Origin of the sequence: Aquabacterium soli, assembly GCF_003933735.1 — a bacterium.
GTDB lineage: Bacteria > Pseudomonadota > Gammaproteobacteria > Burkholderiales > Burkholderiaceae_C > Aquabacterium > Aquabacterium soli.
This window is the reverse complement of sequence record NZ_RSED01000022.1, coordinates 53,451-78,612: the sequence shown is the minus strand read 5'-3', so window position 1 is coordinate 78,612 and position 25,162 is coordinate 53,451. Positions and strand designations below refer to the sequence as shown.

22 protein-coding genes are annotated in these 25,162 nt (G+C 66.9%); 4 read left to right on the top strand and 18 right to left on the bottom strand.

From position 1 onward, the window contains the following. Window positions 1–55: 55 nt before the first annotated feature. Window positions 56–793, bottom strand: a complete 738-nt coding sequence (locus tag EIP75_RS20680; RefSeq protein WP_125245089.1) for a hypothetical protein — start codon at window positions 791–793, stop codon at window positions 56–58. Between the two features lie 193 nt (window positions 794–986). Here EIP75_RS20680 and EIP75_RS20675 point away from each other — a divergent pair, with 193 nt between their 5' ends. Further along, window positions 987–1,991, top strand: a complete 1,005-nt coding sequence (locus tag EIP75_RS20675; protein ID WP_125245088.1) for an integron integrase — start codon at window positions 987–989, stop codon at window positions 1,989–1,991. A 47-nt stretch (window positions 1,992–2,038) separates the two neighbouring features. Beyond that, window positions 2,039–2,440, top strand: coding sequence for a thioredoxin family protein (locus EIP75_RS20670; RefSeq protein WP_125245087.1), 402 nt, complete (start codon window positions 2,039–2,041; stop codon window positions 2,438–2,440). 17 nt (window positions 2,441–2,457) lie between these two features. Here the strand turns inward: EIP75_RS20670 and EIP75_RS20665 are convergent, their stop codons facing one another. From EIP75_RS20665 to EIP75_RS20625, 9 genes are all read right to left on the bottom strand, one after another. Continuing rightward, entirely contained in the window at window positions 2,458–3,570 is a 1,113-nt protein-coding gene (locus EIP75_RS20665) for a hypothetical protein (RefSeq protein WP_125245086.1), read from the bottom strand. Window positions 3,571–3,672: 102 nt separating this feature from the next. Then, on the bottom strand, window positions 3,673–4,092 hold the full coding sequence (locus tag EIP75_RS20660; RefSeq protein ID WP_158622928.1) for a BLUF domain-containing protein: 420 nt from the start codon (window positions 4,090–4,092) through the stop codon (window positions 3,673–3,675). A gap of 175 nt (window positions 4,093–4,267) precedes the next feature. Beyond that, window positions 4,268–6,589, bottom strand: a complete 2,322-nt coding sequence (locus EIP75_RS20655; RefSeq protein WP_233584965.1) for a bifunctional diguanylate cyclase/phosphodiesterase — start codon at window positions 6,587–6,589, stop codon at window positions 4,268–4,270. A 30-nt stretch (window positions 6,590–6,619) separates the two neighbouring features. Next, window positions 6,620–6,808, bottom strand: coding sequence for a hypothetical protein (locus EIP75_RS20650; protein WP_125245084.1), 189 nt, complete (start codon window positions 6,806–6,808; stop codon window positions 6,620–6,622). A gap of 114 nt (window positions 6,809–6,922) precedes the next feature. Further along, window positions 6,923–8,311: a condensation domain-containing protein gene (locus tag EIP75_RS20645; protein WP_125245083.1), complete on the bottom strand. Its 1,389-nt coding sequence runs from the start codon at window positions 8,309–8,311 to the stop codon at window positions 6,923–6,925. Window positions 8,312–8,366: 55 nt separating this feature from the next. Further along, window positions 8,367–9,461, bottom strand: a complete 1,095-nt coding sequence (holA, locus tag EIP75_RS20640; protein WP_125245082.1) for a DNA polymerase III subunit delta — start codon at window positions 9,459–9,461, stop codon at window positions 8,367–8,369. Window positions 9,462–9,476: 15 nt separating this feature from the next. Then, a complete protein-coding gene (locus EIP75_RS20635) occupies window positions 9,477–10,043 on the bottom strand; it encodes an LPS-assembly lipoprotein LptE (RefSeq protein ID WP_158622927.1) in 567 nt (188 codons plus the stop codon). A gap of 10 nt (window positions 10,044–10,053) precedes the next feature. Then, window positions 10,054–12,750, bottom strand: a complete 2,697-nt coding sequence (gene leuS / locus EIP75_RS20630; RefSeq protein ID WP_125245080.1) for a leucine--tRNA ligase — start codon at window positions 12,748–12,750, stop codon at window positions 10,054–10,056. A 132-nt stretch (window positions 12,751–12,882) separates the two neighbouring features. Next, a complete protein-coding gene (locus EIP75_RS20625) occupies window positions 12,883–13,548 on the bottom strand; it encodes a hypothetical protein (protein ID WP_125245079.1) in 666 nt (221 codons plus the stop codon). A gap of 158 nt (window positions 13,549–13,706) precedes the next feature. Here EIP75_RS20625 and EIP75_RS20620 point away from each other — a divergent pair, with 158 nt between their 5' ends. Further along, window positions 13,707–14,366 carry a DUF502 domain-containing protein gene (locus EIP75_RS20620; protein WP_125245078.1) on the top strand — a complete coding sequence of 220 codons (660 nt, stop codon included), beginning with the start codon at window positions 13,707–13,709 and terminating at the stop codon, window positions 14,364–14,366. Window positions 14,367–14,381: 15 nt separating this feature from the next. Here EIP75_RS20620 and EIP75_RS20615 read toward each other — a convergent pair whose 3' ends face one another. The 6 genes from EIP75_RS20615 to EIP75_RS20590 form a co-directional block, all read right to left on the bottom strand. After that, the gene (locus EIP75_RS20615) at window positions 14,382–15,572 is read right to left on the bottom strand and encodes a GGDEF domain-containing protein (protein WP_125245077.1); all 1,191 of its coding nucleotides are present in this window, start codon (window positions 15,570–15,572) and stop codon (window positions 14,382–14,384) included. Between the two features lie 85 nt (window positions 15,573–15,657). Further along, complete coding sequence (locus tag EIP75_RS20610; protein ID WP_125245076.1) at window positions 15,658–17,871, bottom strand: peptidase domain-containing ABC transporter; 2,214 nt, start codon at window positions 17,869–17,871, stop codon at window positions 15,658–15,660. Between the two features lies 1 nt (window position 17,872). Beyond that, entirely contained in the window at window positions 17,873–19,144 is a 1,272-nt protein-coding gene (locus EIP75_RS20605; protein ID WP_125245075.1) for an HlyD family secretion protein, read from the bottom strand. Further along, the gene (locus EIP75_RS20600; RefSeq protein WP_125245074.1) at window positions 19,141–20,586 is read right to left on the bottom strand and encodes a TolC family protein; all 1,446 of its coding nucleotides are present in this window, start codon (window positions 20,584–20,586) and stop codon (window positions 19,141–19,143) included. Before EIP75_RS20600 ends, EIP75_RS20605 begins: the two co-directional genes overlap by 4 nt. A gap of 100 nt (window positions 20,587–20,686) precedes the next feature. Then, window positions 20,687–20,881, bottom strand: coding sequence for a hypothetical protein (locus EIP75_RS20595; protein ID WP_125245073.1), 195 nt, complete (start codon window positions 20,879–20,881; stop codon window positions 20,687–20,689). Window positions 20,882–21,025: 144 nt separating this feature from the next. Next, entirely contained in the window at window positions 21,026–21,826 is an 801-nt protein-coding gene (locus tag EIP75_RS20590) for a DeoR/GlpR family DNA-binding transcription regulator (protein ID WP_125245072.1), read from the bottom strand. Window positions 21,827–21,932: 106 nt separating this feature from the next. Between EIP75_RS20590 and glpD the strand changes: the two genes are divergently transcribed. Further along, window positions 21,933–23,549, top strand: coding sequence for a glycerol-3-phosphate dehydrogenase (gene glpD / locus EIP75_RS20585; protein WP_125245071.1), 1,617 nt, complete (start codon window positions 21,933–21,935; stop codon window positions 23,547–23,549). Here the strand turns inward: glpD and EIP75_RS20580 are convergent, their stop codons facing one another. Beyond that, the gene (locus EIP75_RS20580) at window positions 23,550–24,575 is read right to left on the bottom strand and encodes a PaaI family thioesterase (RefSeq protein ID WP_125245070.1); all 1,026 of its coding nucleotides are present in this window, start codon (window positions 24,573–24,575) and stop codon (window positions 23,550–23,552) included. A gap of 7 nt (window positions 24,576–24,582) precedes the next feature. Further along, on the bottom strand, window positions 24,583–25,161 hold the full coding sequence (locus EIP75_RS20575; protein ID WP_125245069.1) for a DUF1439 domain-containing protein: 579 nt from the start codon (window positions 25,159–25,161) through the stop codon (window positions 24,583–24,585). Between the last annotated feature and the right edge of the window lies 1 nt (window position 25,162).

Sequence of the window (25,162 nt, the reverse complement as noted above, 5' to 3'; positions counted from 1 at the left end):
AGCTTGTGGGCGTCGGCTTGATCAACCAGTTAGGCTGCAATGTCATAAAAATGATTCAGGCCTTTAATGCTGGCAGGCTGATTAATATAGGCATGTCTTGCTCAGGAGGAAATGACAGGGTGTTCTTCAGAATCCCCTCAATCTCGCGTGCCTTGTTCAAAAAATATAGCATTCCTTCGTCGGAATAAAATGCCTTTTGAAGGTTGGTGTAGTTGCTGGGATCAAGCCTGAGCGATGGCAATATTTTTGCGGCGAAGAGCCGCTGGGCGGGAAGTTGAAGAGGATTTTGATCGAGGCTGATGCAGTTTTCCTCATTTTGCTCAAAGCTCAGCCAAAGATTGCGCCCATGGGCAAATATGTTTCTTAGATTGGCCAAGGCGTTTAAATCGCTATTCAATTCGCCCAAAGTATTGCTTAACTTTATGCAAAAAATATCTTGAAAGAGCTCGATTAAATTTTGCAAAGGTGCTTTCTCTATTTTTCGCTCAAAGTTGAACAATATTCCCCTGAGTGATTCAAAGATCGGTTCGGTTGGGTGCGTAGACTTAACCCCGTTTGAGTTCCAATCGAAAGTGGCTTCTTTGAGTGAGGTTGATACTGAGAAGACAAAGCCCAGCCTTGTCTCGATGATCTTCGAAAGAAAGGCTTCCATGTGACCAGTAACAGTCAGGTAGAAGAACTGGGAGAAACCATTGCGTTCGTATTCGGCAAGCTCATGCCGCGCTTGCCATGCGCGTTCTAAATATGCACGGTTAAATAACGTGGTTGAGATGGAAACATCTAGAACAGGCATGATTTCCCTTTGTTTCGTGGCGGCCTAACGCAATGTAGACGACACAAACGTGCCATAACCAGCCACGTTCGTAGTCCTTCGATGTTCCCTAACCTCGGTTACCAAGGTTAGGCGACACCCCCTCCAATGCGGGTGTTCAGCCTCTGCGTCCGCTGCCAGAATGCTGTAAAAAATCACAGGGGTTCCCAAGGTTATGCGACAGAGGTTCGCCGACGCAGAGGCACTGCCTCCGCTGACCGCCGTCAAGCTGCTCGATCAGGTGCGCGAGCGCGTTCGTTATCTTCATTACAGCATACGCACGGAAGAGGCTTATGTGTATTGGGTGCGGGGTTTCATCCGGTTCCATGGCACCCGGCATCCGCGCGACATGGGCATCGCCGAGATTGAAAAGTATCTGTCTCACTTGGCCACCGAACGCTTGGTGGCTGCGTCCACGCACAAGCAGGCCTTGTCGGCATTGATATTCCTCTACGAGAAGGTGCTGTGTGTCGACATGCCCTGGCTGGGTGATATTGGCCGTCCAAAATCCCAGCGCAAGATCCCGGTGGTGCTGTCGCATGATGAGGTCTCTGCGGTTTTGGGCGCACTGGAGCCCAAATACCAATTGGTAGGCCAATTGCTCTATGGCACTGGTATGCGTTTGCTCGAAGGGCTGCGTGTGCGTGTGAAGGACATCGATTTCGGTCACCACGCCATCGTCGTGCGTGATGGCAAGGGCGGCAAGGACCGCACGGTGATGTTGCCCACACGGTTGGTCGTGCCGCTTCGCCTGCACCTGGAGCGTGTCCGCCTTCTGTGGGAGCGCGACCGCGCCGCCGGCCGGCCCGGTGTGTGGATGCCCGGGGCGCTGGAGTCCAAGTACCCGCGTCAGGGCCAGACCTGGGCATGGCAATGGGTCTTCCCCACCGATGAGCCATGCATTTGCCCGCGCACCGGTGTCGAGCGTCGTCACCATGTGATCGACAAGACTTTCCAGCGTGCCTTCAAGCGGGCGCTGGCGCTGTCAAAGGTCAGCAAGCCCGCCACGCCCCATACTCTGCGGCATTCGTTCGCCACGCACCTGCTGCAGGCTCATTACGACATCCGCACGGTGCAAGAGCTGCTTGGGCATGCCGATGTCAGCACCACCATGATCTACACGCACGTGCTCAAGGTCGGAGGCGGCGGGGTGCGCAGTCCGCTGGATGCGTTGGCTTGAGCGGGCATCAGGCAGATGGTGGGCCATGCCTCTGCCACAATGTTTCCATGTCCAACGCTGCGCCGGATCCCACGCTCGATGTCGTCTGCCTGTGCGCCGACTGGTGCGGCACATGCCGTGACTATGAGGCCGTGTTCTCTGCTTTGCAGAAGGGACTGCCGCAGCATCGTTACCACTGGATCGACATTGAGGACGAGTCTGCGCTGGTGGGCGATGTGGACGTGGAGACCTTCCCGACGCTGCTGCTGGCCTGTGCAGGCCAGGTGCTGTTCGCCGGGCCGGTGTTGCCGCGTCTGGGCGACGCACAGCGGCTGATCGAGGTGCAGGCGGCGGCTGTGGCGCATGGCGGCGGCGCGCCTGACCTGGCCGCTGCAGGCTTGCCACACGACCAGATCGAGGCCTTCAGGGCGCTGGCGCGCCAGCTGAATGACAGGCTGGCGCTTGGCTGACTCGCCGTTCCCGGGGCTCAGCGCACCGGGTCCAGGCGCACGACGTGCGGCTGGTCATTGATCCGTGCGCTGGCGACGATCTGGCCACTTTCATTGACAGCCACCAGGCGGTTGAGCGTCACGACGGGCGCGCTGGCCGGCCCGTTGTCGACGATCAGGCTGTGGATGTCCTTGAGGCCGGTCAGCAGGCTCCAGACGAAACCGACAGGGGGATTGTTGCCGTCGGGTCGGTAGAAATAATCCCGGTTGCCGATCACGCGGTAGTTCTTGTCGATGCTCACGGCCACCAGCTCTTCCGCGTACGAGTTCAGCAGCATGAGGTTGGTGGTGCCGTAGCGGGCCGACCAGGTGAACAACTTGGTGCGGCCCGTCTTGGGATCCCTCAGGAAGCCTGCCACCTGGCCTTGCGAGTTGATGGTGGTCGGGACGATGTCCGAGTAGGTCGAGGATGGCGAGCTGATGGACTTGACGCCGGTGGAGGGGGACCAGAAGAAGCCCTTGGTCATCTGCGGGTCGTTGGTGTCCGATGCGGTGCCTGTGCCTTGGTCCTGATCGTTGAGTGATTTGATGTAGTGGGGCGATGTGCCGGCAATGCCGTCCAGGTACGTGATGCCGGTGTTTGGGCGCCACAGAAAAGGCTTGTAGCGGTCGTCCGTCGGATCCTTGGCGCTGGATGAGCTGCTGATGTGCCCCAGGTTGTTGATGGCGTGGGCGCCGGTGGTGGTGTGCTGCGCTTGCCAGGGCAGGGCCTGCAGACCGGTGGCGGCGGTCCAGGTGAACGGCGCCCCCCGCGCAATCTGGTAGTGCCCGGCGGCTTCATAGCGGTAGCTGTAGCCGAGCACCGTTCCGGCGCCGCTGATGGCGCTCGTGGTGCTGTACACGTCACCCGGAAACTTGCCGAGCAGGGTCGGGCCGGTGTCGCCTGTCTTCCAGACGGCGGCATAGTAGTCTGCCCAGTTGGCCTCGGTACGGACGTGGCCCGAGATGGTGCCATCGTTGGCGATGCCCGTGGGAATGCCGGGGCCCAGGTTGACCAGGCGGTATTTCTGGGCTTGGGCTGTTTGTGCGCCCAGCAGGCAGCACAAGGTGATGGCGGCGGTCAGGCCGGTGCGAATGGCGCGCAGGCGCATGAGGTTTCTCCCTGTTGAACGTTTATCAGCGCCTGCACTTTAGCGCGGCGCGCTGTCGTCAACTGTTAAGGATTTACCCCGTCGGATCCGCCTTTGCGAGGGTCACAGCCGGTGCAGGCTGTGACCTGGTTGCAGAAATTCGGTCATGCGGTCGATCAGCCATTGCGCGCGGGCCGGGTCGCGTTGGCCCGCCTGATGCACCTGGTGCACGTCATCGTCCAGCGCGTGGCTGTCGAAGTAGCGCATCGACCATTGATCGAACAGCCGGCGGTCTGCATCGACGGTGCACAGCTCCAGCACCGCTGTGTGGCGGGTATCGGCTGCGATGCGGCGCATCAAGGTGTCGATGGGTTCGGCACGGCCTTCAATGCACTGGATGAAGTAGCGGCCTGTGAAGCCCAGCGCACCAGTGATGTCCTGGCGGCGATTGTTGCGTTCGCTGAGCGATTGCAGCCGTTGCAGGTCAGGGGCTGACATGGCCGCCGCGGCCTGGCTGACATAGATGAGACGTTTGAGAGGCATGGTGCGGAAACGGCGCCATGCCGCGTTCATGGCGCCCTAGGTCAGATCATCGCGGCGAATTCGGTGCTCAGCCACTCGTGCGTGGTGTCGGGCGGCACCCAGGTGCGGGCCCAGTGCGGGAACTGCGCGGCGGGCATCGGGCGGGCAATGAAATAGCCCTGGGCCTCGTCGCAGGTCAGGCCGGCCAGCAGCTTCCATGACTTGGCGTNCAGGTCAGGCCGGCCAGCAGCTTCCATGACTTGGCGTTCTCCACGCCTTCGGCCACCACGGTCAGGCCCAGGTTGTGGGCCAGATCAACCGTGGATCGAACGATCTTGGCATCCTGCAGATCGCTCTCCATGTTCATCACGAAGGACTTGTCGATCTTGAGCTCGTCCACCGGCAGGCGCTTGAGGTAGGCCAGCGAAGAGTAGCCCGTGCCGAAGTCGTCGATGGAGAGCTTGAGCCCCATGGCGTGCAGGCGGCCCAGCGTCTGCATGGCGCGCTGTGGGTCGTCCATGATGGCGCTCTCGGTGATCTCCAGGATCAGGTTGTTGGGGTTGACGGTGTACTGGCCCAGCAGGCGTTCGAGCTTGGCGGGCAAGTCCTGGTCCATCAGGTCGCGCGTCGACAGGTTGACCGACAGCTTCATGGGCTGGCCTTCGGCCGTGAGCTGCGCGCTCATCATGGCCGATTGCTCGATCATCCAGGTGGTCAGCACGCGGATGAAGCCGGTCTGCTCGGCAAAGGGGATGAAGCGCATCGGCGGCACCAGGCCGCGCTCGGGGTGCTCCCAGCGCACCAGGGCTTCGGCACCAATGACGGTGCCGGTGCGCAGGTTGATCTTGGGCTGCAGGAACAGGCGCAGCTGGTGGTGGTCGACCGCGTAGCGCAGCTCGCTCATCAGGGTGAGCGATTCTTCGCTCGATGAGTCGAGCCCCGGGTGGTAGGCCACGGTGCCGGCCTGGTGCTGCTTGGCGGCGTACATGGCCACCTCGGCGCGGCTGAGCAGCGGATCGGCCTCTTCGCCGTGGTCGGGGCAGCTGGCGATGCCGATGCCGGCGCCCAGGTCGACCGTGTGGTCGTCCAGCGTGATGGGGCGCTCGAAGGCCTGCTGCACGCGCTCGGCCACGGCCTTGGCCGCCTGGGCATCGGTGCGCGCCAGCAGGATGGCGAACTCGTCGCCGCCCAGGCGCGCCAGGATGTCGCTGGGCTGCAGGGCTTCATTGCGCAGGCGCTCGGCCACGGCGCGCAGCAGGCGGTCGCCGAAGCGGTGGCCCAGCACGTCGTTGACGTGCTTGAAGCGGTCCATGTCCAGCAGCATGATGGTGCAGGGCGTGCCGTCTTCCTTGGCGCGCAGGATGGCCTGGCGCAGGTCATGGCGGAACTGCTCGCGGTTGGGCAGGTCGGTCAGGGCATCCTGGTAGGCCAGGCGGCGGATCTCGCCCTCACGGGCCTGGATGGCCTGGCGCATGGTCTCGAAGGATTGGGCCAGGTCGCCGATTTCATCCTGCGAGTGCACGCGCACTTCCGCGCCATAGTCGCCGCGCTCCAGGCGGCGGGCCGAGCCGGCCAGCACGCGCAGCGGGGTGGTGATGCGGCGCGCCGTGAAGTAGCCGCCCACCCCGAAGGCCGCGATGCCCACGGCCGACAGCAGCAGCAAGGTCAGCTTGAGCTGGCCGTAGGGCGCCAGGGCCTGGTCGACCGAGCGCAGCAGCAGGGCGGTGACGGGCGGTTGGCCGGGCGTGCCGGGCAGCACCACCTGGTGGCCGCTGTATTCATCGCCCTGCACCAGCAGGGACAGGTCGGTGCCATCGCTGTTGGCTGAAATGGGGCTTTGCCAGGCCGCGGCCACGGGCTGCCACTGGTCCTTGCCCAGGGTGCCCTGGCTGACGTTCCAGTCGCCCTGGGGGGTGCGCAGCATCAGCACGACGTCCAGGCCCGACAGGGCCTTCATGTCCTTGAGCAGGGCATCGCCGATGGGAAAGCCCATGCCCACCCAGCCGATGATCATGGGCGCGCGCACGGGCACGGCCACGATCTGGAAGGGCTGGCCATCGACCACCTCGACCTGGTTGGGCTGGGCCCCGCCGGTCATGCTCTGGCGGGCATAGCGCTGCACGGCGGCCACGAAGTGGATCGCGGTGGGCACGGTGCTGGCCTTGAGCTGGAACTGTGCGTCGGTGAACACGGCCACGCCCGCGTTGATGCGGTTGCCGTGGTTCTCGAGCGCAGACTGCAAGGTCTCGGCATCGTCGCTGCCCACGGCCGAGCGGAACCCGTAGTCGGCCGACAGCACGCGCGTGGCCTGTTCGAGGTTGTAGGTGTTTTGCTGCAGCAGGCGCAGGAAGACGCGCTCGCCGGTGTTGAGCTCGGTGCGGATCGATGCGCGGGCGTTGCGGTCGACGCTGTCCTGGATGAACCAGTAACTGGCCGCCTGGATGACCACCAACAGGCCCAGGTAGACCGCGACGATGCGGGCCTGCAGCTTCTTGGGGTTGATCACGGTCGGCAGCATGGCGAATGCATCGTGGAGGCTGGGGCCGGGTCAGCGAGTGTTGTCGGTGTGCTCGGTGGTGCGTGCCCACAGCCGCCAGGCATCGTTCAGCCAGCCGGTCGTGGTGGAGTTCACATCAGTGTGCATCAGGATGGCGGCTTTTGGCGAGTGGTCGGCGATTTCCCGACCTGTATCGGCATCGGCCTGATGGGGGCTGGCAGGATCCAGCAGGGGGGTCATGGACGAAGGCTCCGTAATGCATGGGTCCCCCGTCTTATCGGCAAGTGTCGCCCCGATCTCAAGTTCGGGATGGCCCGAATAGCGGGAGGCTGTTCGGGCATTTCGTGATCCAGGTCACGCGGACACGGGTACGGACGCGGGCACCGGCAGTGGTGCCAGCCAGCGCGTCACGACCGCCTGGGCACGGCTGATCAGCGCCTGCATGTCCTGATCTTCGAACTCGTCGCGCTGGTGGCTGCACACCATCACCTGCCGGCCGTTCACGCTGACGAACACCATCAGCGGCGCTGCACCGGACACTGCGGGGTAGATTTCGGACAGGCGCACGCGGGCGCCCTCCGGGTTGAAGGCGTCGGCCGAGCCGATGTTGGTGGTGTGGCAGCTCAGGTGGGGCAGGGTGTCCAGCCGCTTGCCCCGCATGATCAGGCGGGTGTAATCGTGCGTGCGGATGCCGCCCAGCCATTCATACGGCAGCAGTGGCAGGATCATGGTGCGCTGGGTGAAGCGGTCCATGCCTTCGCGCATGCGGGCATCGATCCAGCGCACGCGTTCGGCCTCGGGCACGTCCTGCGGCAACAGCAGGTCGAGCGTGGCCACGAAGTTGCCCATGGTGGGCGCGGTGCCCTCCGGGAAGTAGCGGCGCAGATCGACCGACACGCGCACCAGGGCGGCGGTGCCCGGGCGGTTGCCGGCCTGCTCCAGCAGCGCTGTGCCCATGGCGGCCATCAGCAGCGAGTTGCCCGAGCCGCCCCGGGCCTTGGCGGCTTTGGACAGATCCTTGGACAGGCAACCCAGTTCGTGGTGCTGCACGCCGGTGCTGAGGTAGCGGGCCGAGCGCTTGATGGGCAGGCGCACGATCTCGTAGCGGGCCCGTTCGCGTTGCTGGGCCTTCTGTGCGCGGTGGGCGGCCAGCAGCCTGCCGGGGATCTGCCACCAGTGGGCGGGCAGCACGGCGGGCAGCATGCTGGGGTTGTCCAGCGGCAGATCGGGGATGGCCTGCCCGTTGAGCAGTTTCACCAGGGCCTCCAGGCACATCACGATGGAGCGGCCGTCGACCAGCAGGTGGTGTGCGCTCCAGATCATGGCCGGGCGTGTGGGGTGGGGCACGAACTGGAAGCGCACGCCCAGGCCGCGCTGCAGCGGCACCGGGTCGTTGAGCGCGAGCTCATGCCAGCGGCGCAGGGCGACGGGGTCGTCCAGATCGATGTGCTCTGTGCGGAAGGCCAGCTTGAACAGGTCTTCGAGCTGGGCGTCTTCCGGCAAGATGCGCAGCTGGAAGCGCCGTGCGGTGGGCTCCAGCACGCCGCGCAGGCGCGGGAAGGCCGAGAGCATCCGGCGGCAGGCTTGGCGAACCTCTTCGGCGCTGACCGGGTCGTCGAAGCGCAGGATGTAGGGCTGGTTCAACTGGCCCATGGGGCCGTCACACGCCGCATAGAGCCACTCGGACCGGTTGAGGGTGACGGCCGGGGCGCTGGATGGGGGCAGGGGACGGCGAGAAGGCATGGCTGCAAGGTGTTGAACGCAGCTTGACTATAGGGGGGCCCCCGGTGGGCCAGGCTCAGGTTTCCCCGCGCCTCCCCTCGCGTGCGGGGGATGGCGCTGCGGCGCGGCACAGCATCAGCGCCAGGCGGGCCAGGGCCTGCCAGGGCTCATCGGGCCACTGCGGGTGGCGCAGGCCCTTGACGATGCCGTCGACGATGCTGGCGGCATGCACCAGGCGGGCCGTGGTGGCGCCGCGCAGTTGCGGCAGCACGCGCTCGAACAGACGCTCGCGCGGGCCCCACACGCGCTGCTCGCGCAGCACCATGGGCAGGGGCTTGCCGGCGTCCAGCGCCTGGCGGGCGCGGTGCAGGCCCAGGATGTCGTCGCTGAGCGACCAGTGCACCAGCACGGCGGCTTCGCCCTCGGCCTGCAGGCCTTCGATCATGCGCAGGGCGCGGGCGGTGTGGCCGCCCAGCACGGCCTCGCTGAGCTTGAAGACATTGAAGCGCGCCACATCGACCACGGCCGCGTCGATCTGGTCGAAACTGAGCGTGCCTGGCGGGTGCAGCAGGCCCAGCTTGAGCACCTCCTGGTGCGCGGCCAGCAGGTTGCCTTCGACACGGTCGGCGAAGAAGGCCAGGGTGCGCTGGCCAGCCTCGCCGGGCTCGACCTGCTGGCCCTGCGCGGCCAGGCGCTGGGCGATCCACAGCGGCAGGGCCTGGCGCTCGACCGGATCGCAGCGCACATTGAGGCCGGCGCCATCGAGCGCGGTGAACCAGGCGCTGCCCTGCTGGGTCTTGTCCAGGCGGGGCAGGCTGACGATGGTGAGCAGGCCATCGTTGCCGACGGCCTGTTCGCAATAGCTCTGCAGTGCTTGCGATCCGTCCTTGCCGGGCTTGCCCGAGGGGATGCGGATCTCGATCAACTGCCGGTCACCGAACAGCGACATGGCGCTGGCCGCGCCCAGCACGCCACCCCAGTCGTAGTGGGCGCCGGCCACGGTGAAGACTTGCCGCTCGGTGAAGCCGGCCTGGCGGGCGGTGGCGCGGATGGCGTCGGCGGCCTCCTGCGCCAGCAGGGCCTCGTCGCCATGCAGGGTGTAGACCGGCTTGAGGCCGGAAGGCCCGGCCTTGCGCAGGTGCTCGGCCAGCTGGTCGTGGCGCAGTTGCATGGGTGTGCCCGGGCCTCAGGGCTGCGTGAGCTGCGAGGGGCGGATCACGGACAGGCGGCGCAGCGTCTGCGCGACGATGTCGGTCTGCATGGCGCGGTGCAGGCTGGCGGATTCTTCCTGCTTGGCCAGGGCATCCTTCTCGTTGTAGGCGATGTCGCGCGCCAGGTTGAGCTCGGTCGGAGGGATCAGCACGCTGCCATCGCCACGCAGCACCTGGAACTTGAAGAAGGTGCGGATGCTGAGGTCGCGCACCTGGCTGTAGGCCGTGGTGGAGGCCACGGCTTCGTCGCGCGTGTCGTTGAGTGCTTGCAACGTGACGTGCGAGGCCAGCCACGCGGGGGCAGCCCCCGAGGCGGCCGATGCGGCAGCGGCCACCTGCAAGGCCGTCTCGATCACGGTGACGCCGCTGTCTTCCAGTGCGCGGGCCAGCTCGGTGGCCATGGGCGAGTTGTTCGCAAAACCCGACAGCGAGACCGTGCGAAAGACCATCCTGGGCGGCTGGCGAAGCTGGAAGCCGCAGGCCGCCAGCAAGGCGGTTGCGGCCAGGGCGGTGCTGGAGGTGAGCAGGGCGCGGCGGTTCATGCTGGGCACCTTACACCACCACGTTGACCAGGCGGCCCGGCACCACCACAACCTTCTTGGCCGGCTTGCCTTCACTGAAGCGGATGAACTCTTCATGTGCAAGGGCGGCGGCCTCGATGGTGGCCTTGTCGGCAGTCGGGCTGACCTTGACCGAGCCGCGCAGCTTGCCGTTGACCTGCAGCATCAGTTCGATCTCGTCCTGCACCAGGGCCTCGTCGACCACGGTGGGCCAGGGCGCATCCAGCAGGTCGCCCATGCCTCGTTCGGCGGCATAGCCCAGGTCTTCCCACAGCACGTGAGTGAGGTGTGGGCAGGCCGGGTACAGGCTGCGCAGCAGCACGCCGAAGCCTTCACGCAGCACGCTCAGATCCTGGGCGCTCGTGCCCTTGTGGCCTTCGAGCGCATTGAGCAGTTTCATGGCGCCGGAGGCCACGGTGTTGTACTGCATGCGCTCGTAGTCGTAGCTGATCTGCTTGAGCACCACGAACACCTCGCGGCGCAGGGCCTTGGCATCGGCGCTCAGTTCGCCCTGCACCACGGCGCCTGCGGCCTTGAGCGCCTCGGCGTTCTTGGCGCCGAAGTTCCACACGCGCTTGACGAAGCGGTGCGCGCCTTCCACGCCGGCGTCGTTCCACTCCAGCGTCTGCTCGGGCGGCGAGGCGAACATCACGAACAGGCGGGCGGTGTCGGCGCCCATGGTGTCGATCAGGGCCTGCGGATCCACGCCGTTGTTCTTGGATTTGGACATGGTGGTCAGCTCGTAGTCCAGCACGGTGCCGTCCTGCTTGAGCTTGCCGCCCGTGATCTGGCCGTGCGCGTTGCGCTCGACCTCGACCTCGTGTTCCCAGTAGTAGTTCTTGCCGGCGCCTTCGGGCTTGTGGGAGTAAGCGTGCTTGAGCACCATGCCCTGGGTGAGCAGCTTCTTGAAGGGCTCGTCCACCTTGGTCAGGCCCAGGTCGCGCATCACCTTGGTCCAGAAGCGCGCATACAGCAGGTGCAGGATGGCGTGCTCGATGCCGCCGATGTACTGGTCCATGCCGCGGTCGCCCGGGGCGTTGGCGCCGCCCATCCAGTACTCGGTGCGCTCGTCGACCATGGCCTGCGTGTTGTCGGCACAGGTGTAGCGCATGAAGTACCAGCTCGAATCCACGAAGGTGTCCATCGTGTCGGTTTCGCGCTGGGCGGGCTTGCCGCACTTCGGGCAGCCCACGTTCAGGAAATCAAGGCGGGTCTTGAGTGGGTTGCCGCTGCCATCGGGCACCACGTCTTCGGGCAGCACGACGGGCAGGTCTTGCTCAGGCACGGGCACGGCCCCGCAATCACCGCAGTGGATGATGGGGATGGGGGTGCCCCAGTAGCGCTGGCGGCTGATGCCCCAGTCGCGCAGGCGCCAGGTGGTCTTCTTCTCGCCGATGCCCTTGGCCGAGAGCAGCCCGGCCACCGTGTCCACGGCGTCCTTGTGGTTCAGGCCATCGAGCGCGCCGCTGTTGATGCACACGCCCTTTTGCTTGTCGCCGTAGCCTTCCTTCCAGGCAGCGGTGTCGAAGGTCTCGCCCTCGACCGCGATCACCTGTTTGATGGCGATGCCGTACTTCTTCGCGAACGCGAAATCGCGCTCGTCGTGCGCCGGCACGCCCATCACGGCGCCGTCGCCGTAGGACATCAGCACGTAGTTGCCGATCCACACCTCGACCTGCTCGCCGGTGAGCGGGTGCGTGACGAACAGGCCCGTGGGCACGCCCTTCTTCTCTTGCGTGGCCAGTTCGGCCTCGGTGGTGCCACCCTGCTTGCACTCATCAATGAAGGCCTGCAGTTCGGGCTTGATCGCCGCGGCGTGCGTGGCCAGCGGATGCTCGGGGGCCACGGCGCAGAAGGTCACGCCCATGATGGTGTCGGCGCGCGTGGTGAAGACCCACAACTGGCCGTGGTTGATGGCCTGGCCATCGGCGCCCTTGATGTCGTGCGGAAAGGCGAAGCGCACGCCCTGCGACTTGCCGATCCAGTTCTCCTGCATCAGGCGCACACGCTCGGGCCAGCCGCTGAGGTAGTTCTTGTCTTGCGGATTGGCGACAGCGCTCAGCAGTTCATCGGCGTACTTGACGATGTTCAGGTAGTAGCCGGGAATCTCGCGCTTTTCAACGAGGGCGCCAGAGCGCCAGCCGCGCCCGTCGATCACCTGCTCGTTGGCCAGCACGGTCTGGTCGATCGGATCCCAGTTCACGGTCTGCGTGCGGCGCTCGGCGATGCCGGCCTCCAGCATCTTCAGGAACAGCCACTGGTTCCACTTGTAGTAGCTGGGCTGGCAGGTGGCGACCTCGCGGCTCCAGTCGATTGCCAGCCCCATCGCCTTCATCTGCTTCTTCATGTAGGCGATGTTGTCGTAGGTCCAGGCGGCTGGCGGCACCTTGTTTTTGAGTGCGGCGTTCTCGGCCGGCAGTCCGAAGGCGTCCCAGCCCATGGGCATCAGCACGTTGTGACCGTTCATGCGCAGGTGGCGCGTGAGCATGTCGTTGATCGTGTAGTTGCGCACGTGGCCCATGTGCAGCTTGCCGCTGGGGTAGGGCAGCATGGAGCAGGCGTAGAAGGGCTTCTTGGTCTTGTCTTCGGTGACGCGGTAGGCGTCGCGGGCCTGCCAGTGCGCCTGGGCGCGGCTTTCGACGGCGCGAGGGTCGTAGTTCTGGGAGGCGTTTTCGGTCGCGGAGCTCATGGGGGTCACCACAAAGACAAGATCAGGCGCTGCCCCCGCGGTGGCAGGGGCGCGCCTGTGGCAATTTCGGGAAATTCCGGGGAAAGAGTGGCGATTATAGGAAGGCGGCCCCGGTGGCGCGCGGTGGACGCATCAGGGCGCGGGCTTGCGCTCCAGGTAGTCGTCCAGATCCAGGTCGGTCGGATAGGCGTCCGGCGGGGCATCGCCTGCGCTGGTGTACAGGCGCGTGCCCTCCACGAGGCGCAGCTCTTTGGCAGGAACCTGGTCCACGGTCTTGTCGACCGGCAGGCCCTTGCCCTGACCGTGGCGTTGCAACAGGAACTGTGTGGGGGTTTCTCCGAGCCAGCCGGCACGGGCGTGGCTGGCCGTGAGCTGCCCCCCCTTGATGGGTTTGGTCTGGATTCGATCCACCGTGCGCCCCTGGATCTGGGTTGTGCCGTCAAAGGACCACTGCACAGCGGGCATGTGGAAGATCACGACCAGGCTGGCCGGGGCGCAGCCCTCGGCGTCATGGATCGCTTTGGCGTACCGTGCTTCGATGCCAGTGCCCGCCGGGGCCAGGTCGATCAGGTCGCGGGTGTAGAACGCCTCGCCCAGTTGCTGGCACCCTGACTCAAAATGGCCGGCATAGGCGGCCGTTCGAGAGGACGCCGTGTTCGCGGCAGGTGCGGTGTCGGCAGAAGATGCCTTGGCGTCTTGTGGCGGAGAGGTCTGGGCGCAAGCCGTCATGGCCACGCACAGGGCTGCGAGCAGGCTCGGGATGGCCTTGGGGCGCTGTGGTCGTGTGGATTGGTGCATGGGTGTCCGGCAGGATGTGCGATCAAGGCGTGGGCCGTGTTGGAGAGCCAGTGTAGCCAGGGGTTCCCGCCCGCCGCATGGGTTCTATCCCCAGCCTGGATAATGGCCCTGATCATCAACGTCCAGAACCCGGGCTCCAACCCGGGCGCTCTCCGCCCATGTCCCTGAACCGCCCCCTGCGGCAATTGGCCCGCACCTTCTTGACCGGCCTGCTGGCCGCCTTGCCCTTGCTGGCCACGGTGGCGGTGTTCGTGTGGGCGATGCGCCTGCTCTATTCATGGCTGGGACCACACAGTTTCGTGGGGCAGCTGTTCGTGGGGCTGGGGCTGGGTCTCGGGGGCTCCGAAGCGTTGGGCTACCTGCTGGGCATCCTGTTTTTTGCCGGGGCCGTGTTCGCGCTGGGTCTGCTGGTGCAGGCCGAGCTGCAGCGGGGCCTGGAAACCGCCGTCAACGCCCTGGTCAGCCGCATCCCGCTGGTGCGCAATGTGTACGATCTGGTCCGCAAGTTCGTGGATCTGCTCAGCCAGCGCGATTCCGACGGGCTCAAATCCATGAGCGCCGTGTGGTGCACCTTTGGGGGCGAAGGCGGCGTGAAGGTGCTGGGCCTGCTGTCCACCCCCGAGCCGATCGAGATGGACGGACAGCTCTACTTCGGCGTGCTGGTGCCCACGGCGCCCGTGCCCGTGGGCGGCGGCCTGCTCTACGTACCCCAGGCGTGGGTCACACCGGCCGACATCGGCATGGACGCGGTCACCAGCATCTACGTGTCGATGGGCGTGACCTCGGCCCAGCACCTGCGGCGCCCGCCGGTGCTCTGAGCACGCGGCTGCACCTCAGGCGTACACCCGGGTGCAGTCCCGGCCGTCGCTCTTGGCCTGGTACAGGGCCCGGTCGGCGTGCTCGATGGCGGTGCGCATCTCATCACCCGTGTGGAACTCCATCAGCCCGGCCGAGAAGGTGACGTGCAGCTCGGGCAGCTCGGGCACCAGCGGTGCGTGCATCAGTGATTTGCGGATGCGCTCGATGCTCAGCGAGCCCGCATCGGCGGGGGTGTCGGGCAGCATCAGCATGAATTCTTCGCCGCCCCAGCGGGCCAGCACGTCGGTTTCACGCAGCGTGTACTGGGCAATCTCGGCGAAGTGGCGCAGCACCTCGTCGCCGGCCCCGTGGCCATAGGTGTCGTTGATGCGCTTGAAATGGTCCAGGTCGATCAAGCAGAGGGTGAAGGGCTTGCCGGTGCGCTCCTGGCGCTTGATCTGCTGCTCCAGCATTTCCATCATGTGGCGCCTATTGAACAGGCCCGTCAGCTCGTCGCGGATGGCCATGGCCTGGATGCGCTGCAGGGCATGTTCCAGTGCTTCCTTCTTGGCCTTGAGGTGGGCGCGCGTGGTGGCCATCTGCGCACCCAGCACCGTCACCACGGGCAGGATGGTGGCCATCAGCACGAAGTGCACGACCTCCAGCATGGCGCTGTCGGGATGGATGTGGGCTGTCAGCAGCATGACGGCGCTCATCAACACCACGCTGTAGACATTGCTCAGGCGCCGCTCACGCGCGCTGAGGTTGAAAATGCCAAAGACCAGCACCAGGGCCAGCAGCATCATCAGGGCGCCCCGGAAGGGATGGCAGATCACATAGGCGGCGGCCACCCAGGTCTGTGCCCCCAGGATCTGCAACAGGCTCAGGGCCGGGTCGTCGAAACGCAGGTTCACGCCTGAGCGCAGCACCGCATAGATGAGCACGACCCAGGCCAGCAGGGTGGCCTGCAACCAGCGCGCCGGCCCCAGCGCGATCACGCCGTGGTACTGGGCGTACTCGGTGGCGCCGATGCACACGGCGAACACCAGCATGGCCGTGAGCGAGCGGCTGATGCGCAGCCGCTGCAGGGTGTCCGTGCTCAGGACCAGATCGCCCAGCGCCACCCACGGCGTGCGCGAGCGGCCCGGCGCACTGGGCGTCGGGTCGGGCGATTCCGGATGGGGGATGGCAGGGGACGGGGTCCGTGACGGATCCATGGTGGGCATGCTCTTCAACTTGGGCGCGCGCAGGTTATCGGGGTTTCCCGGCGTCGCCTGCACGAAAACGCACAGAGTCTGTCAAAAGTCTCGTTCAGGCGGGCGGCGCTTGCAAGGCCTGGGTTGAGGGTGGGTCTTCTCCACGCAACGCATGAGGCATGGCCGCGGTGGACGCCGCCAGGCGCTGCTCGAATTCGGCGGGCTTCATCAGCTTGCCACCCCAGAGCATGTAGACCTCGTCGCCAGGGCTCAGGCTGTGCTGGCGGTGGGTGATGATGAAGCGCCCGCAGCCCAGCGCGTTGATGGATTGCTGCACATGATGTTCGGTGTCGAAATCCAGGTGGCTGGTGTATTCATCGAGCAGCAGGAAGCGGGGCTTCTTGTACAAGGCCCGGGCCAGCAGCACGCGCTGCTTCTGCCCGCCCGACAGGGTGGCGCCCATGCCGCCCACCAGGGTCTGGTAGGCCATGGGCATGCGGGCGATGTCGTCGTGCACGCAGGCCAGGCGTGCGGCCTCCATCACCTTCTCGGGCGTGGCCTCGGTGTCGTTCATGGCGATGTTGTCGTAGATGGAGCACGAGAACAGCTGGTCATCCTGGAACACGGTGCCCAGCACCGAGCGGAAGGCCTCCGAGCCCAGGCGGGCCATGGGCACGCCATTGAGCAGCACCTCGCCCGATTCGGGCTGCACCTGGCCTGAGAGCACCTTGAGCAGGGTGGATTTGCCGCAGCCCGAAGGCCCCACCACGGCCACGGCCTGGCCGGTGCGCAGGATCAGGCTCACGTCGTCCAGCACGGGTTCTTCATCGGCCGCATAACGGAAGGTGATGTTGCGCAGTTCGAGCGTCATGGGGCCGTCGCCGCGCAGGCCGGCCGCGGCCTGCGCGGACGAGGCGGTCTCGGTCTCGCTCAGCACGATGTCGGCCAGGCGCTCGCCCTGCAGCTTGAGCAGGCGCAGGCTGATCACGCGTTCGAGCAGCTCGCCCGTGCGCTGCAGGAACTGGCCCTTGTAGGCGATGAAGGCCACCATCATGCCGATGGAGAACTGCCCTTCCAGGATCATGCTGGCAGCCAGGTACAGCACCAGGGCCTGCTCCACCGCGCCGACCACGCCGTTGACGCCCTGGTAGAACATGCTCACGCGCTGTTGCCTCACGGTGGCATTGACCAGGGCCACCTGCTGGTTCATCCAGCCGCCCACGCGCCAGTTGGGTTTGGCGAAGAACTTGATGGCGGCCACGCCACGCAGGGTCTCGAGCAGGAAGGTCTGGGCCGTGGCCTCGCGCACGATGGTCTCTTCGGCGGCCTGGCGGTAGGGCTTGAACACCGCGAAGCGCACGATGGCCTGGATCACCGCCACGGCCAGCACGATCAGCGCCAGGGTGGGGCTGTACATGAACATCAGGCCCAGCGTGACCAGGCTGACCACGCCGTCGAGCACGGCCTCCACCAAATGGTTGGTGATGGTGTCCTGGATCTCGTGCACGGAGCCGAAGCGCGAGAGCACATCGCCCGTGTGCCGCTTGTCGAAGTAGGACAGGGGCAGCTTGAGCATGTAGCGGAACACATTGGCGCTGGACGACACGCGCCAAGACAGGCTGGCGCCCAGCACCACCCATGTGCGCAGCAGTTTGGTGCCCAGCGACATGGCCGCCAGCAGGAAGGTGGCCAGGGCCAGCATGGCCAGCAGGGGCGTGTCACGCGTCACGATCACGTCGTCGATGATCCACTGGCTGAGCATCGGCATCAGGATCGCGAAGATCTCCAGCACGATGGACAGCAGCGCCATCTGCCCGAAGGCTCGCCACAGTCCGTGCTGGCCGGTGAACAGCACGCGCAGATCGAACGGGGTCTTGTCTTCCTTGCGCTGGAAGGCCGCGCTGGGGCTGAGCTCCAGCGCCACGCCGGTGAAGTGAGGGCTGACCTCCTTCATGGCGAGTGTGCGTTCGCCCAGTGCCGGGTCATGGATGGTGATGCGCTGGGCATCGGCCTTGACCAGCACGACGAAGTGGTTCAGGTCCCAATGCAGGATGCAGGGCACCTGCAGCTGTGGCAGCTCATCCAGCTCCAGCCGCACGGCGCGGTTGGCGAAGCCCAGCTGCTCGGCGATCTCCATCAGCCGCGCCAGCGTGGCCCCGCGTGAGGACAGCTCGAAGCGCCGGCGAAGGGTCAGCAGGTCGGTCTCATGTCCATGCGCACTGGCGATCATGGCCAGGCAGGCCAGCCCGCACTCGGCCGCCTCCGACTGCAGGATGAGCGGCACGCGCTTGCGCGGCCACAAAGAAAGCAGATTGGTGGTCACGGCCATGTCAGAGTTTTCCGCTGAAGGCGAAGAGAGGGTCCAGCATCCAGCGGATCAGGCGGCGGCGGTCGATCTCGATGTCGGCCGTGAGCGTGTGGCCGGGGCGCAGCGCGATGTCGGTGTCGTAGGCGCGTACGCTGGGCTGCGCCAGTGCGACACGTACCATGAACACGGCTCGGCGATCTTGCTGGCCCTGCTGGCCGCCGGTGCTGGCGGGTGCCGAACTGGTCACGTCGGTCTGCGACACGGCGCGCACCGTGCCGTGGTACTGGCCGAAGCGCTGGTAGGGAAAGGCGTCGTAGCTGATGCGCACGCCCTGGCCCGTCTTGATGAAGCCCATGGCCGTGCTGGGCACGTAGAGCACGGCTTCAAGCTTGGCGCTGCTGGGCACCACCGAGGCCAGCACGGTGCCGGCGGCCACGCTCTGCCCGGGCGTGGCCAGCAGGCCCGAGACGACGCCGTCCACCGGGGCCTTGAGCAGCGTGATGCTGGTGCCGCGGCGCTGCACCTGCTCCTGCTGCAGGTTGAGCAGGTCTCGGTCGAGCGTGGCGCGGTCCAGGCGGTGCTGCGCACGGAGGCGGTTGCGTTCATCCTGCGCCTGGGCCAGTTCGGCCTCGGTGGCGCTGCGCTGGCGCTTGAGCGTCTGCAGGCGGCCGGTCTGGTCCAGCAGGGTCTGGTGCTGCTGCTCGTACTGCAGCTCGGAGATGATGCGGTCGGCCAGCAGGGGCTTGAGCTGGTCCAGCAGCTTGGTCGATGAGGCGATCTGCTGTTGCTGCAGGCGGATCTCTTCGCTGCCGGTGACCAGGTCGCGGCGGGCCTGGGCGATGCGCTGCTCGAGCGAGGCCAGCGAGGCGGTGTGCGCCTGGGCCTGGGCCTCGGTCTGCGCCGCCACCTGTTCGCGCTGGCCCTGGAGGTTTTTCTCCAGCAGGGCCTGGGTGCTGCCGGCATCGGTGTAGCGCTCGCTGCCGATCTCGGCGATCACGTCGCCGGCCTTGACGGCATCGCCTTCGCTCACCAGCACGCGCTTGATGGTGCCGGCCTCGGGGGGCACGACCATGGCCACGCCCTCGCGCGCCTGCACCACGCCCTGCACGCGCTCCTTCTTGGTGTACGAGCCGAAGACCAGCACGCCCAGCACCATCAGCGCCAGCAGCACGAAGAAGGCGGTGAGCCGGCCGGCGCCCACGGGGCGGATGTCCACCGAGGCGCCGGAGGCAGTGTCTGCACGCGCGGACAGCACCTCCTGGCGGAACAGCGATTGGGGATCGTCAGAGCTCATGGAGAGTCGTCCATCAGGGGAACGAAAGGCGCGACGTGGGCCGCGTCCAGCTGGTCCAGCAGGGCCAGGATGTTGACTTGCGCGGCCAGGCCGTTGATGCGCGCGGTGACCAGGCTTTGCCGCGCGGTGTAGATCTGCTGCTGGGCATTGAGCAGGTCGAGGTTGGTGCGCATGCCGGCCACGAAGGCCTTGCGCACGGCATCGAAGGTGGCGCTGGCGCTGCTTTCGACCTCCTGCTGTACGGCGATCACGGCATGGGCCTGGGCCAGCGTCTGGTAGGCGTCGCGCAGGCTGGCCTCCACCTGGGCCTGGGCTTCATCCTGGCGCGCCTGGGCCTGCATGAGCAAGGCGGCCGCCTCGCGCACGCGGCCGCCGTGCTGGCCGCCGGTGAACAGGGGCCAGTTCAACTGCAGCCCCAGGGTGCGGGAGGACACGTTCTGCTCGTCGCTCAGGCCATTGAACTGCTGCACTTGGCGGTTGTGCTCCAGCGTGGCCACGGCATCCACCGTGGGCTGCCAGCGCTCGGCCTGGCGGGCACTGGCGATCTCTGTGGCCGCGCGTGCCTGGGCGTCGGTCTCCAGGCGCTGGGGGTTGCGGCTGGCGGCTTGGGCCAGGGCCTCCTCCAGCGGCGGCACGATCTCAGGCAGCGGGGTGTTGGCGGGCTTCAGGCCTGTGGGCAGTTGCACGGCGGGCTGGCCGGTCAGTCGCTCGATCACGAGGCGCTGCGAGGCCAGGCGGGTGGACAGATCCTGCACGGCGGCGCGGCTCTGGTCGACGCGGGTGCGCGTCTCCAGCACATCCAGCACGGTGCCCGCGCCGGCCTGCAGGCGGCGGTCGTTGATGCGCAGCTGTTCTTCGAGCAGGGATTGCTGGGCCTGCGTGAGGCGGCGCTGCTCCGCGGCCTCCACGGCGTTGAGGTAGGCCAGGCTCAGATCCTGGGCCACGGTGCCGCGGGTGATGCGGGCCTGCCACTGGGCCTGCTCGGCCTGCTCGGCCTGGGCCCGGGCGCTGGCCCGGTCGGCCGCGCGCCACAAAGGCACGGTGGCGGTCAGCGAGGCCGCCCGGGTGGGGGTGCTCACGTTCACATCGTTGACGGTCTGGCGTGTGCGCAGCATGGAGGCGGCGGCGTCCACCCGGGGCATCCAGGCGGTGGCGCGGGCCTGGTCGCTCAGGGCCTGGGCAGCGGCGGCGCCGGCATCGGCGGCCCGGCTGCCAGCGGCCTGCCGGGCCAGGGTGAGCAGCTCGGGCCAGTCGCCGGCCTGGGCCGCGCGTGGCACGGTGGGCGAGAGTGTGGTGGACCAGCGCAACCCGGGCGCTGCGGCCTGGGCCCCTGCGGCCGTGGACAGCGCGTATCCGGTGACCACGGCGAACAGGCGCAGCCACCGCCCCGTCTGCAGGGGCAGGGACGTGTGCGTGTCAACGAGGCGGCAGAACCTGGTCACGTGTTGTTCGGGAAAGGCAAAACAAAGGCCGCTTGCGCGGCCCTTGGAGACGGCGGCGTGTGCCGCCGTGCTGTGGATGCGTGCGCCGCAGGGCGGCGGATCAGTTGTAGTTCGGGGGAGGAGTGGTGCCGCCGCCGCAGGTGGTGCAGGTGCTGGTCGACTTCTTGCCGGTCAGGACCAGCTTGAACAGGCCACCGAAGAAGCCCAGCACCAGCGGAATGGGGGCGCAGGGGTTGGTGAGGTTGAACGTACCGCCGCTGACGGCGGAAATTTCATTGGATGACAGTTGACGCATGGGGAGGTGCTCCTAAATTGGGTTGCCCGTCACAAATTCACGTGTTGGCAACAATTCGTTTACAACGGACGCCATTTTTGCACCATTTGGTGGCATTTCCGTATCCCATGGACGAGGGGCTCGGGCCAGGGCCCTCCTTACCGTTCAGGAGGCGATCGTCAGGCCCACGGACAGTGACTGCATCAGCGCAGGCATGGGTGGGGGCGGCAGCGCGTCGGTGAACACACGCTGAACCTGCCGCAGGTGGGCGCAGGGCGAGGGCGAAGTCTGGCCGAACTTGCTGGCGTCGACCACCAGCCAGCAAGCCTGGCTCTGTTCGATCAAGGTGCTCACCACCGCCAGTTCGCGCTCGTCACGGTCGAGCAACTGGCCGTCGGCATCGATGGCCAGCGCCGAGATGATGGCGATGTCGGCCTTCTTGCCACGCAGGCTGGCCACGGCGTCGGGGCCTTCGAGGGCGCTGTCGCGGTGTCGCATCAAGCCGGCCGGCACCTCGACCTTGCAATCGGGGTGGTTGGCCAGGGTGTGGGCCACGTGCAGGCTGTGGGTGATCACGTGCAGGCCCTTCTTGGCGCTCAGGGCCTGTGCCACGGCCTCGACCGTGGTGCCGATGCCGAGCATCAAACGCGACCCATCCGGTATGGCGGCGGCCACCGAACGCGCGATGCGTGCCTTGGCATCGGCCTTGAGCGCCTGGCGTTCGCGCCAGGCCACGGCCGGTGTGGCGCGGGGACTGGAGGGCGGCGGCAGGCTCACGCCGCCATTGAAGCGGTCGAGCAGGCCGGCTTCGGTCAGGCGCTGGATGTCGCGGCGCACCGTCTGCATGGTCACGTCCAGGCGCTGGGCCAGGCGCTCGACCGACACGGCGCCGCGGGCGCGCACTTCATCGAGCAGGTTCTTTTGGCGTGGGTTGGGGGCCCAGGCCTCGCTGCGGGGCGACGGCATCGGTCAGTCTCCTAGTGCTGTTGTTGTGGGGCGATGACATCCAGGCAAAGCTTGTCCGCAAGCCTAAAGCAAAAGCGGGGCGCTTGTCAGCCGATACCATGTTCACATGAGTTCATCCCACCGCGACGCCCAGCCCGACGCCCACCCCTCCCAGGACACCTCTGCCGACGTGTCCTGCGACGTGCTGGTGATCGGCGGCGGCATCAATGGGGCGGGCATCGCGCGCGACCTGGCCGGCCGCGGCTGGTCGGTGGTGCTGTGCGAGCAGCATGACCTGGCCCAGCACACCTCGTCCGCATCGACCAAGCTGGTCCATGGGGGGCTGCGCTACCTGGAGCACGGCCAGATCGGCCTGGTGCGCAAGGCCCTGCAGGAGCGCGAAGGCCTGCTGCGTGGCGCGCCGCACATCATGGCGCCGCTGCGTTTCGTGCTGCCGCACGATGCCAGCATGCGGCCGGCCTGGATGATCCGCGCCGGCCTGTGGCTGTACGACCACCTGGCCCGGCGCGATTTCCTGCCCGCCAGCACTCAGATCTCGCTGAAGGGCCATGAACTGGGCCGCCCCCTGCAGCCGGCCTGGCGCCAGGCCTTTGTCTACGCCGATGGCTGGGTGGACGACGCACGGCTGGTGGTGCTGTGCGCCCAGGATGCGCGCGAACGCGGCGCCTCCATCCTCACACGCACGCGTTGCCATCAGCTGCGGCCTCTGGCCCAGGGCTGGGAGGCCCTGCTGGCCCACCATGATCCGCACACGGGCCGGCTCACCCATAACGTGGCCGTGAAGGCGCGCCTGGTGGTCAACGCGGCCGGTCCGTGGGCGGACCAGGTGCAGGCGATGGTGGCCGGTGATGCCCAACAGGGTGCGCCTCGCGTGGCGGCACAGCACCTGCGGCTGGTCAAGGGCAGCCACATCGTCGTGCCGCGGCTCTTTGAGCATGACCACGCCTACATCTTCCAGGGCCGTGACCGCCGCATCGTGTTCGCCATCCCTTACGAGCAGCGCTTCACCCTGATCGGCACCACCGACGTCGATCACGTGGGCGATCCCGGCCAGGCGGCCATCGACGCGGCCGAGGTGGATTACCTGTGCGAGGCCGTGAACCGCTATTTCCGCCAGCCCGTGCGGCCGGCCGATGTGGTCTGGGCCTATGCCGGCGTGCGCCCCTTGATGGAAGGCGAGCGGGCGGGCGGCAAAGCCTCCGCGGTCACGCGTGACTACCGCCTGCAGCGCCAGGCCGGGCCGGCGCCGTGGCTCACGGTGTGGGGCGGCAAGATCACCACCTTCCGCAAGCTGGCCGAGCAGGCCGGCGATGTGATCGGCGAGCTGCTGGAAGACCGGCGTGCCGCCTGGACGCGTGAAGCGGTGTTGCCCGGCGGGCGCCTGCTGGAACTGATCGAGACCGAGGTGGACCCGGTGACGGACATGGCCGAGTTCCAGCGCCGCCTGCGCCAGCGCCATCCCTGGATGGACCTGGGCCTGGTGCGCCGCTGGAGCCGGCAGTACGGCGCGCAGGCCCTGCGCCTGTTCGAAGGCGTGCAGCAGCGCGCCGACCTGGGCGCCGAGGTGGCGCCGGATGTGTACGAGGCGGAGCTGTTCTACCTGCGCCGCCAGGAATGGGCCTTCACGGGCGACGACGTGCTGTGGCGCCGCACCAAGCTGGGCCTGCACCTGGACGCGGCCCAGCGCGAGGCCGTGTCGCGCTGGATGATGGACCAGGCCTGATCAGCCCTCGCGTGCCGGCAGCAGGCAGTGGCTGCGCGCCGTGACGATGGGACGGCTGGGATCCTCCTGCCAGACCTGCACGTGCACCAGCGCCACGCGCGCGCCCTGGCGCACCGTGGTGCAGCGCGCCCAGGTGTCCACCGGACGGGCAGGGCGCAGGTAATCCAGCGAGAAGTCGACGCCGCGCGGCGCGTCTTCCGGGGCCAGGTCGCTGGTGTAGATCACATGCAGCAGCGCGGCGGTTTCTGCGAAACCGGCCACCACGCCGCCATGCAGCGCGGGCAGCACGGGGTTGCCGATCAGCTCGGGCTTGAAGGGCATGCGGAACACGCCGGCGGCCGGGTCATCGGGCGGGGCGCAGCGCTCCAGTGCCAGGAAATCGGCGTACGGCGAGCGGCCGGCAGGAGATGCGGGGATGCGCACCAGGCCCGGGGCGGCGCAGGCGTCCGAGATCGCGGCGGCCGTGGTGGCGGCGGCGAGGGCGCTTTGGGGGATCGGGGCAGAGGCTGCTGCGGGTGCTGTTGCTGGCGCAGACGTGGATGCCGAGGTGGCGGCACTGCTCGCCGCCTTGGCCGTGCGCCGCTGGTTGGCCGTGCCCAGCATGAAGGTGGCGCTCACCATGGCCACGGGCTCATCGGTGCCGGGCTGGTAGATCTCGCCGCGCACGAAGGCCACGTTGCGCGACACGCGGTGGCAGTGCGCCTGGCAGCTCAGGCCGATGCCTGCTCGGGCGGGGCGCAGGTAGTCCATGCGCAGATCCAGCGTGGCAAACGGCACCAGGGTGTCCAGCGCCGCGCCCACGGCCAGGCCGCAGGCGGTGTCGGCCAGCACGGTGGCGCAGCCGGGGTGCAGTTGCTGCGTGACCGTGTCGCCTGTCCAGGCGTCACGCGCGGGCATGTCCACGGTGGCATGGCCCCTTTGCACGCCCACGTCGCGGGCCGTCATGCCCGATTCGCGGGCGTAGGGAATGCCCTGCAGGAAGGCGTTGGCCCAGGCGGGCACGGTGTCGGCGTTGAACAGGCTCATGGCAGTGTCAGGACTTGGGGGCCAGCTTGATGGCCAGGCCGCGTTGGGTGATCTTGATGTCGGCCACCGTCAGGCCATGCTCGTCGGCGCGGCGCAGTTCTTCGGGGGTGAAGCGGTGCACCACGTAGTCCTGCAAGCGGTCTTCCGTCAGCCAGCCGCCGAGCTTGGTCATCTGGCGCTGGTAGCTGTCGGGCAGGCCCTGCATGCTGACCTTGTCGATGGTGACATTGGCCAGGCGGATGGTCTGGTCGCGCGGCTCGTAGCGCAGGCCGAAGCTCATCCACAGCGAGCCCTGGTACTGCCGCTTGAACCAGCGGTCGGTGGCGCTCAGGTCGATGTCGGCCAGCACGCGGTTGGCGTCGGGCTGCATGGTCAGGCGTGGTGCACTGGCCGTCACCTCGAACACGTCGAGGATCTGGTTGCGCAGCGGGAACTGCTGGCCGAGCTTCTTGAGCAGCTCTTCGCGCGTGATCTCGACGGTGCTGGGGGCCAGCATCGAGTTCAAGCTGGAGCAGGCCGCGAGCATGGCCACGGCGCCGATGGTCAGCAGGCGGCCGACGGCGCGGCGGGACAGCGGTGAAGGCATG

Coding starts and splice junctions, on each gene's coding strand:
- EIP75_RS20625 (WP_125245079.1), bottom strand. CDS start 13,548: ATGCACCAATCCACACGACCACAGCGCCCCAAGGCCATCCCGAGCCTG.
- EIP75_RS20665 (WP_125245086.1), bottom strand. CDS start 3,570: ATGCGCCTGCGCGCCATTCGCACCGGCCTGACCGCCGCCATCACCTTG.
- EIP75_RS20675 (WP_125245088.1), top strand. CDS start 987: ATGCGACAGAGGTTCGCCGACGCAGAGGCACTGCCTCCGCTGACCGCC.
- EIP75_RS20595 (WP_125245073.1), bottom strand. CDS start 20,881: ATGCGTCAACTGTCATCCAATGAAATTTCCGCCGTCAGCGGCGGTACG.
- EIP75_RS20650 (WP_125245084.1), bottom strand. CDS start 6,808: ATGACCCCCCTGCTGGATCCTGCCAGCCCCCATCAGGCCGATGCCGAT.
- EIP75_RS20660 (WP_158622928.1), bottom strand. CDS start 4,092: ATGCCTCTCAAACGTCTCATCTATGTCAGCCAGGCCGCGGCGGCCATG.
- EIP75_RS20635 (WP_158622927.1), bottom strand. CDS start 10,043: ATGAACCGCCGCGCCCTGCTCACCTCCAGCACCGCCCTGGCCGCAACC.
- EIP75_RS20680 (WP_125245089.1), bottom strand. CDS start 793: ATGCCTGTTCTAGATGTTTCCATCTCAACCACGTTATTTAACCGTGCA.
- EIP75_RS20620 (WP_125245078.1), top strand. CDS start 13,707: ATGTCCCTGAACCGCCCCCTGCGGCAATTGGCCCGCACCTTCTTGACC.
- EIP75_RS20605 (WP_125245075.1), bottom strand. CDS start 19,144: ATGAGCTCTGACGATCCCCAATCGCTGTTCCGCCAGGAGGTGCTGTCC.
- EIP75_RS20615 (WP_125245077.1), bottom strand. CDS start 15,572: ATGCCCACCATGGATCCGTCACGGACCCCGTCCCCTGCCATCCCCCAT.
- holA (WP_125245082.1), bottom strand. CDS start 9,461: ATGCAACTGCGCCACGACCAGCTGGCCGAGCACCTGCGCAAGGCCGGG.
- EIP75_RS20580 (WP_125245070.1), bottom strand. CDS start 24,575: ATGAGCCTGTTCAACGCCGACACCGTGCCCGCCTGGGCCAACGCCTTC.
- glpD (WP_125245071.1), top strand. CDS start 21,933: ATGAGTTCATCCCACCGCGACGCCCAGCCCGACGCCCACCCCTCCCAG.
- EIP75_RS20575 (WP_125245069.1), bottom strand. CDS start 25,161: ATGCCTTCACCGCTGTCCCGCCGCGCCGTCGGCCGCCTGCTGACCATC.
- EIP75_RS20590 (WP_125245072.1), bottom strand. CDS start 21,826: ATGCCGTCGCCCCGCAGCGAGGCCTGGGCCCCCAACCCACGCCAAAAG.
- EIP75_RS20645 (WP_125245083.1), bottom strand. CDS start 8,311: ATGCCTTCTCGCCGTCCCCTGCCCCCATCCAGCGCCCCGGCCGTCACC.
- EIP75_RS20670 (WP_125245087.1), top strand. CDS start 2,039: ATGTCCAACGCTGCGCCGGATCCCACGCTCGATGTCGTCTGCCTGTGC.
- EIP75_RS20610 (WP_125245076.1), bottom strand. CDS start 17,871: ATGGCCGTGACCACCAATCTGCTTTCTTTGTGGCCGCGCAAGCGCGTG.
- leuS (WP_125245080.1), bottom strand. CDS start 12,750: ATGAGCTCCGCGACCGAAAACGCCTCCCAGAACTACGACCCTCGCGCC.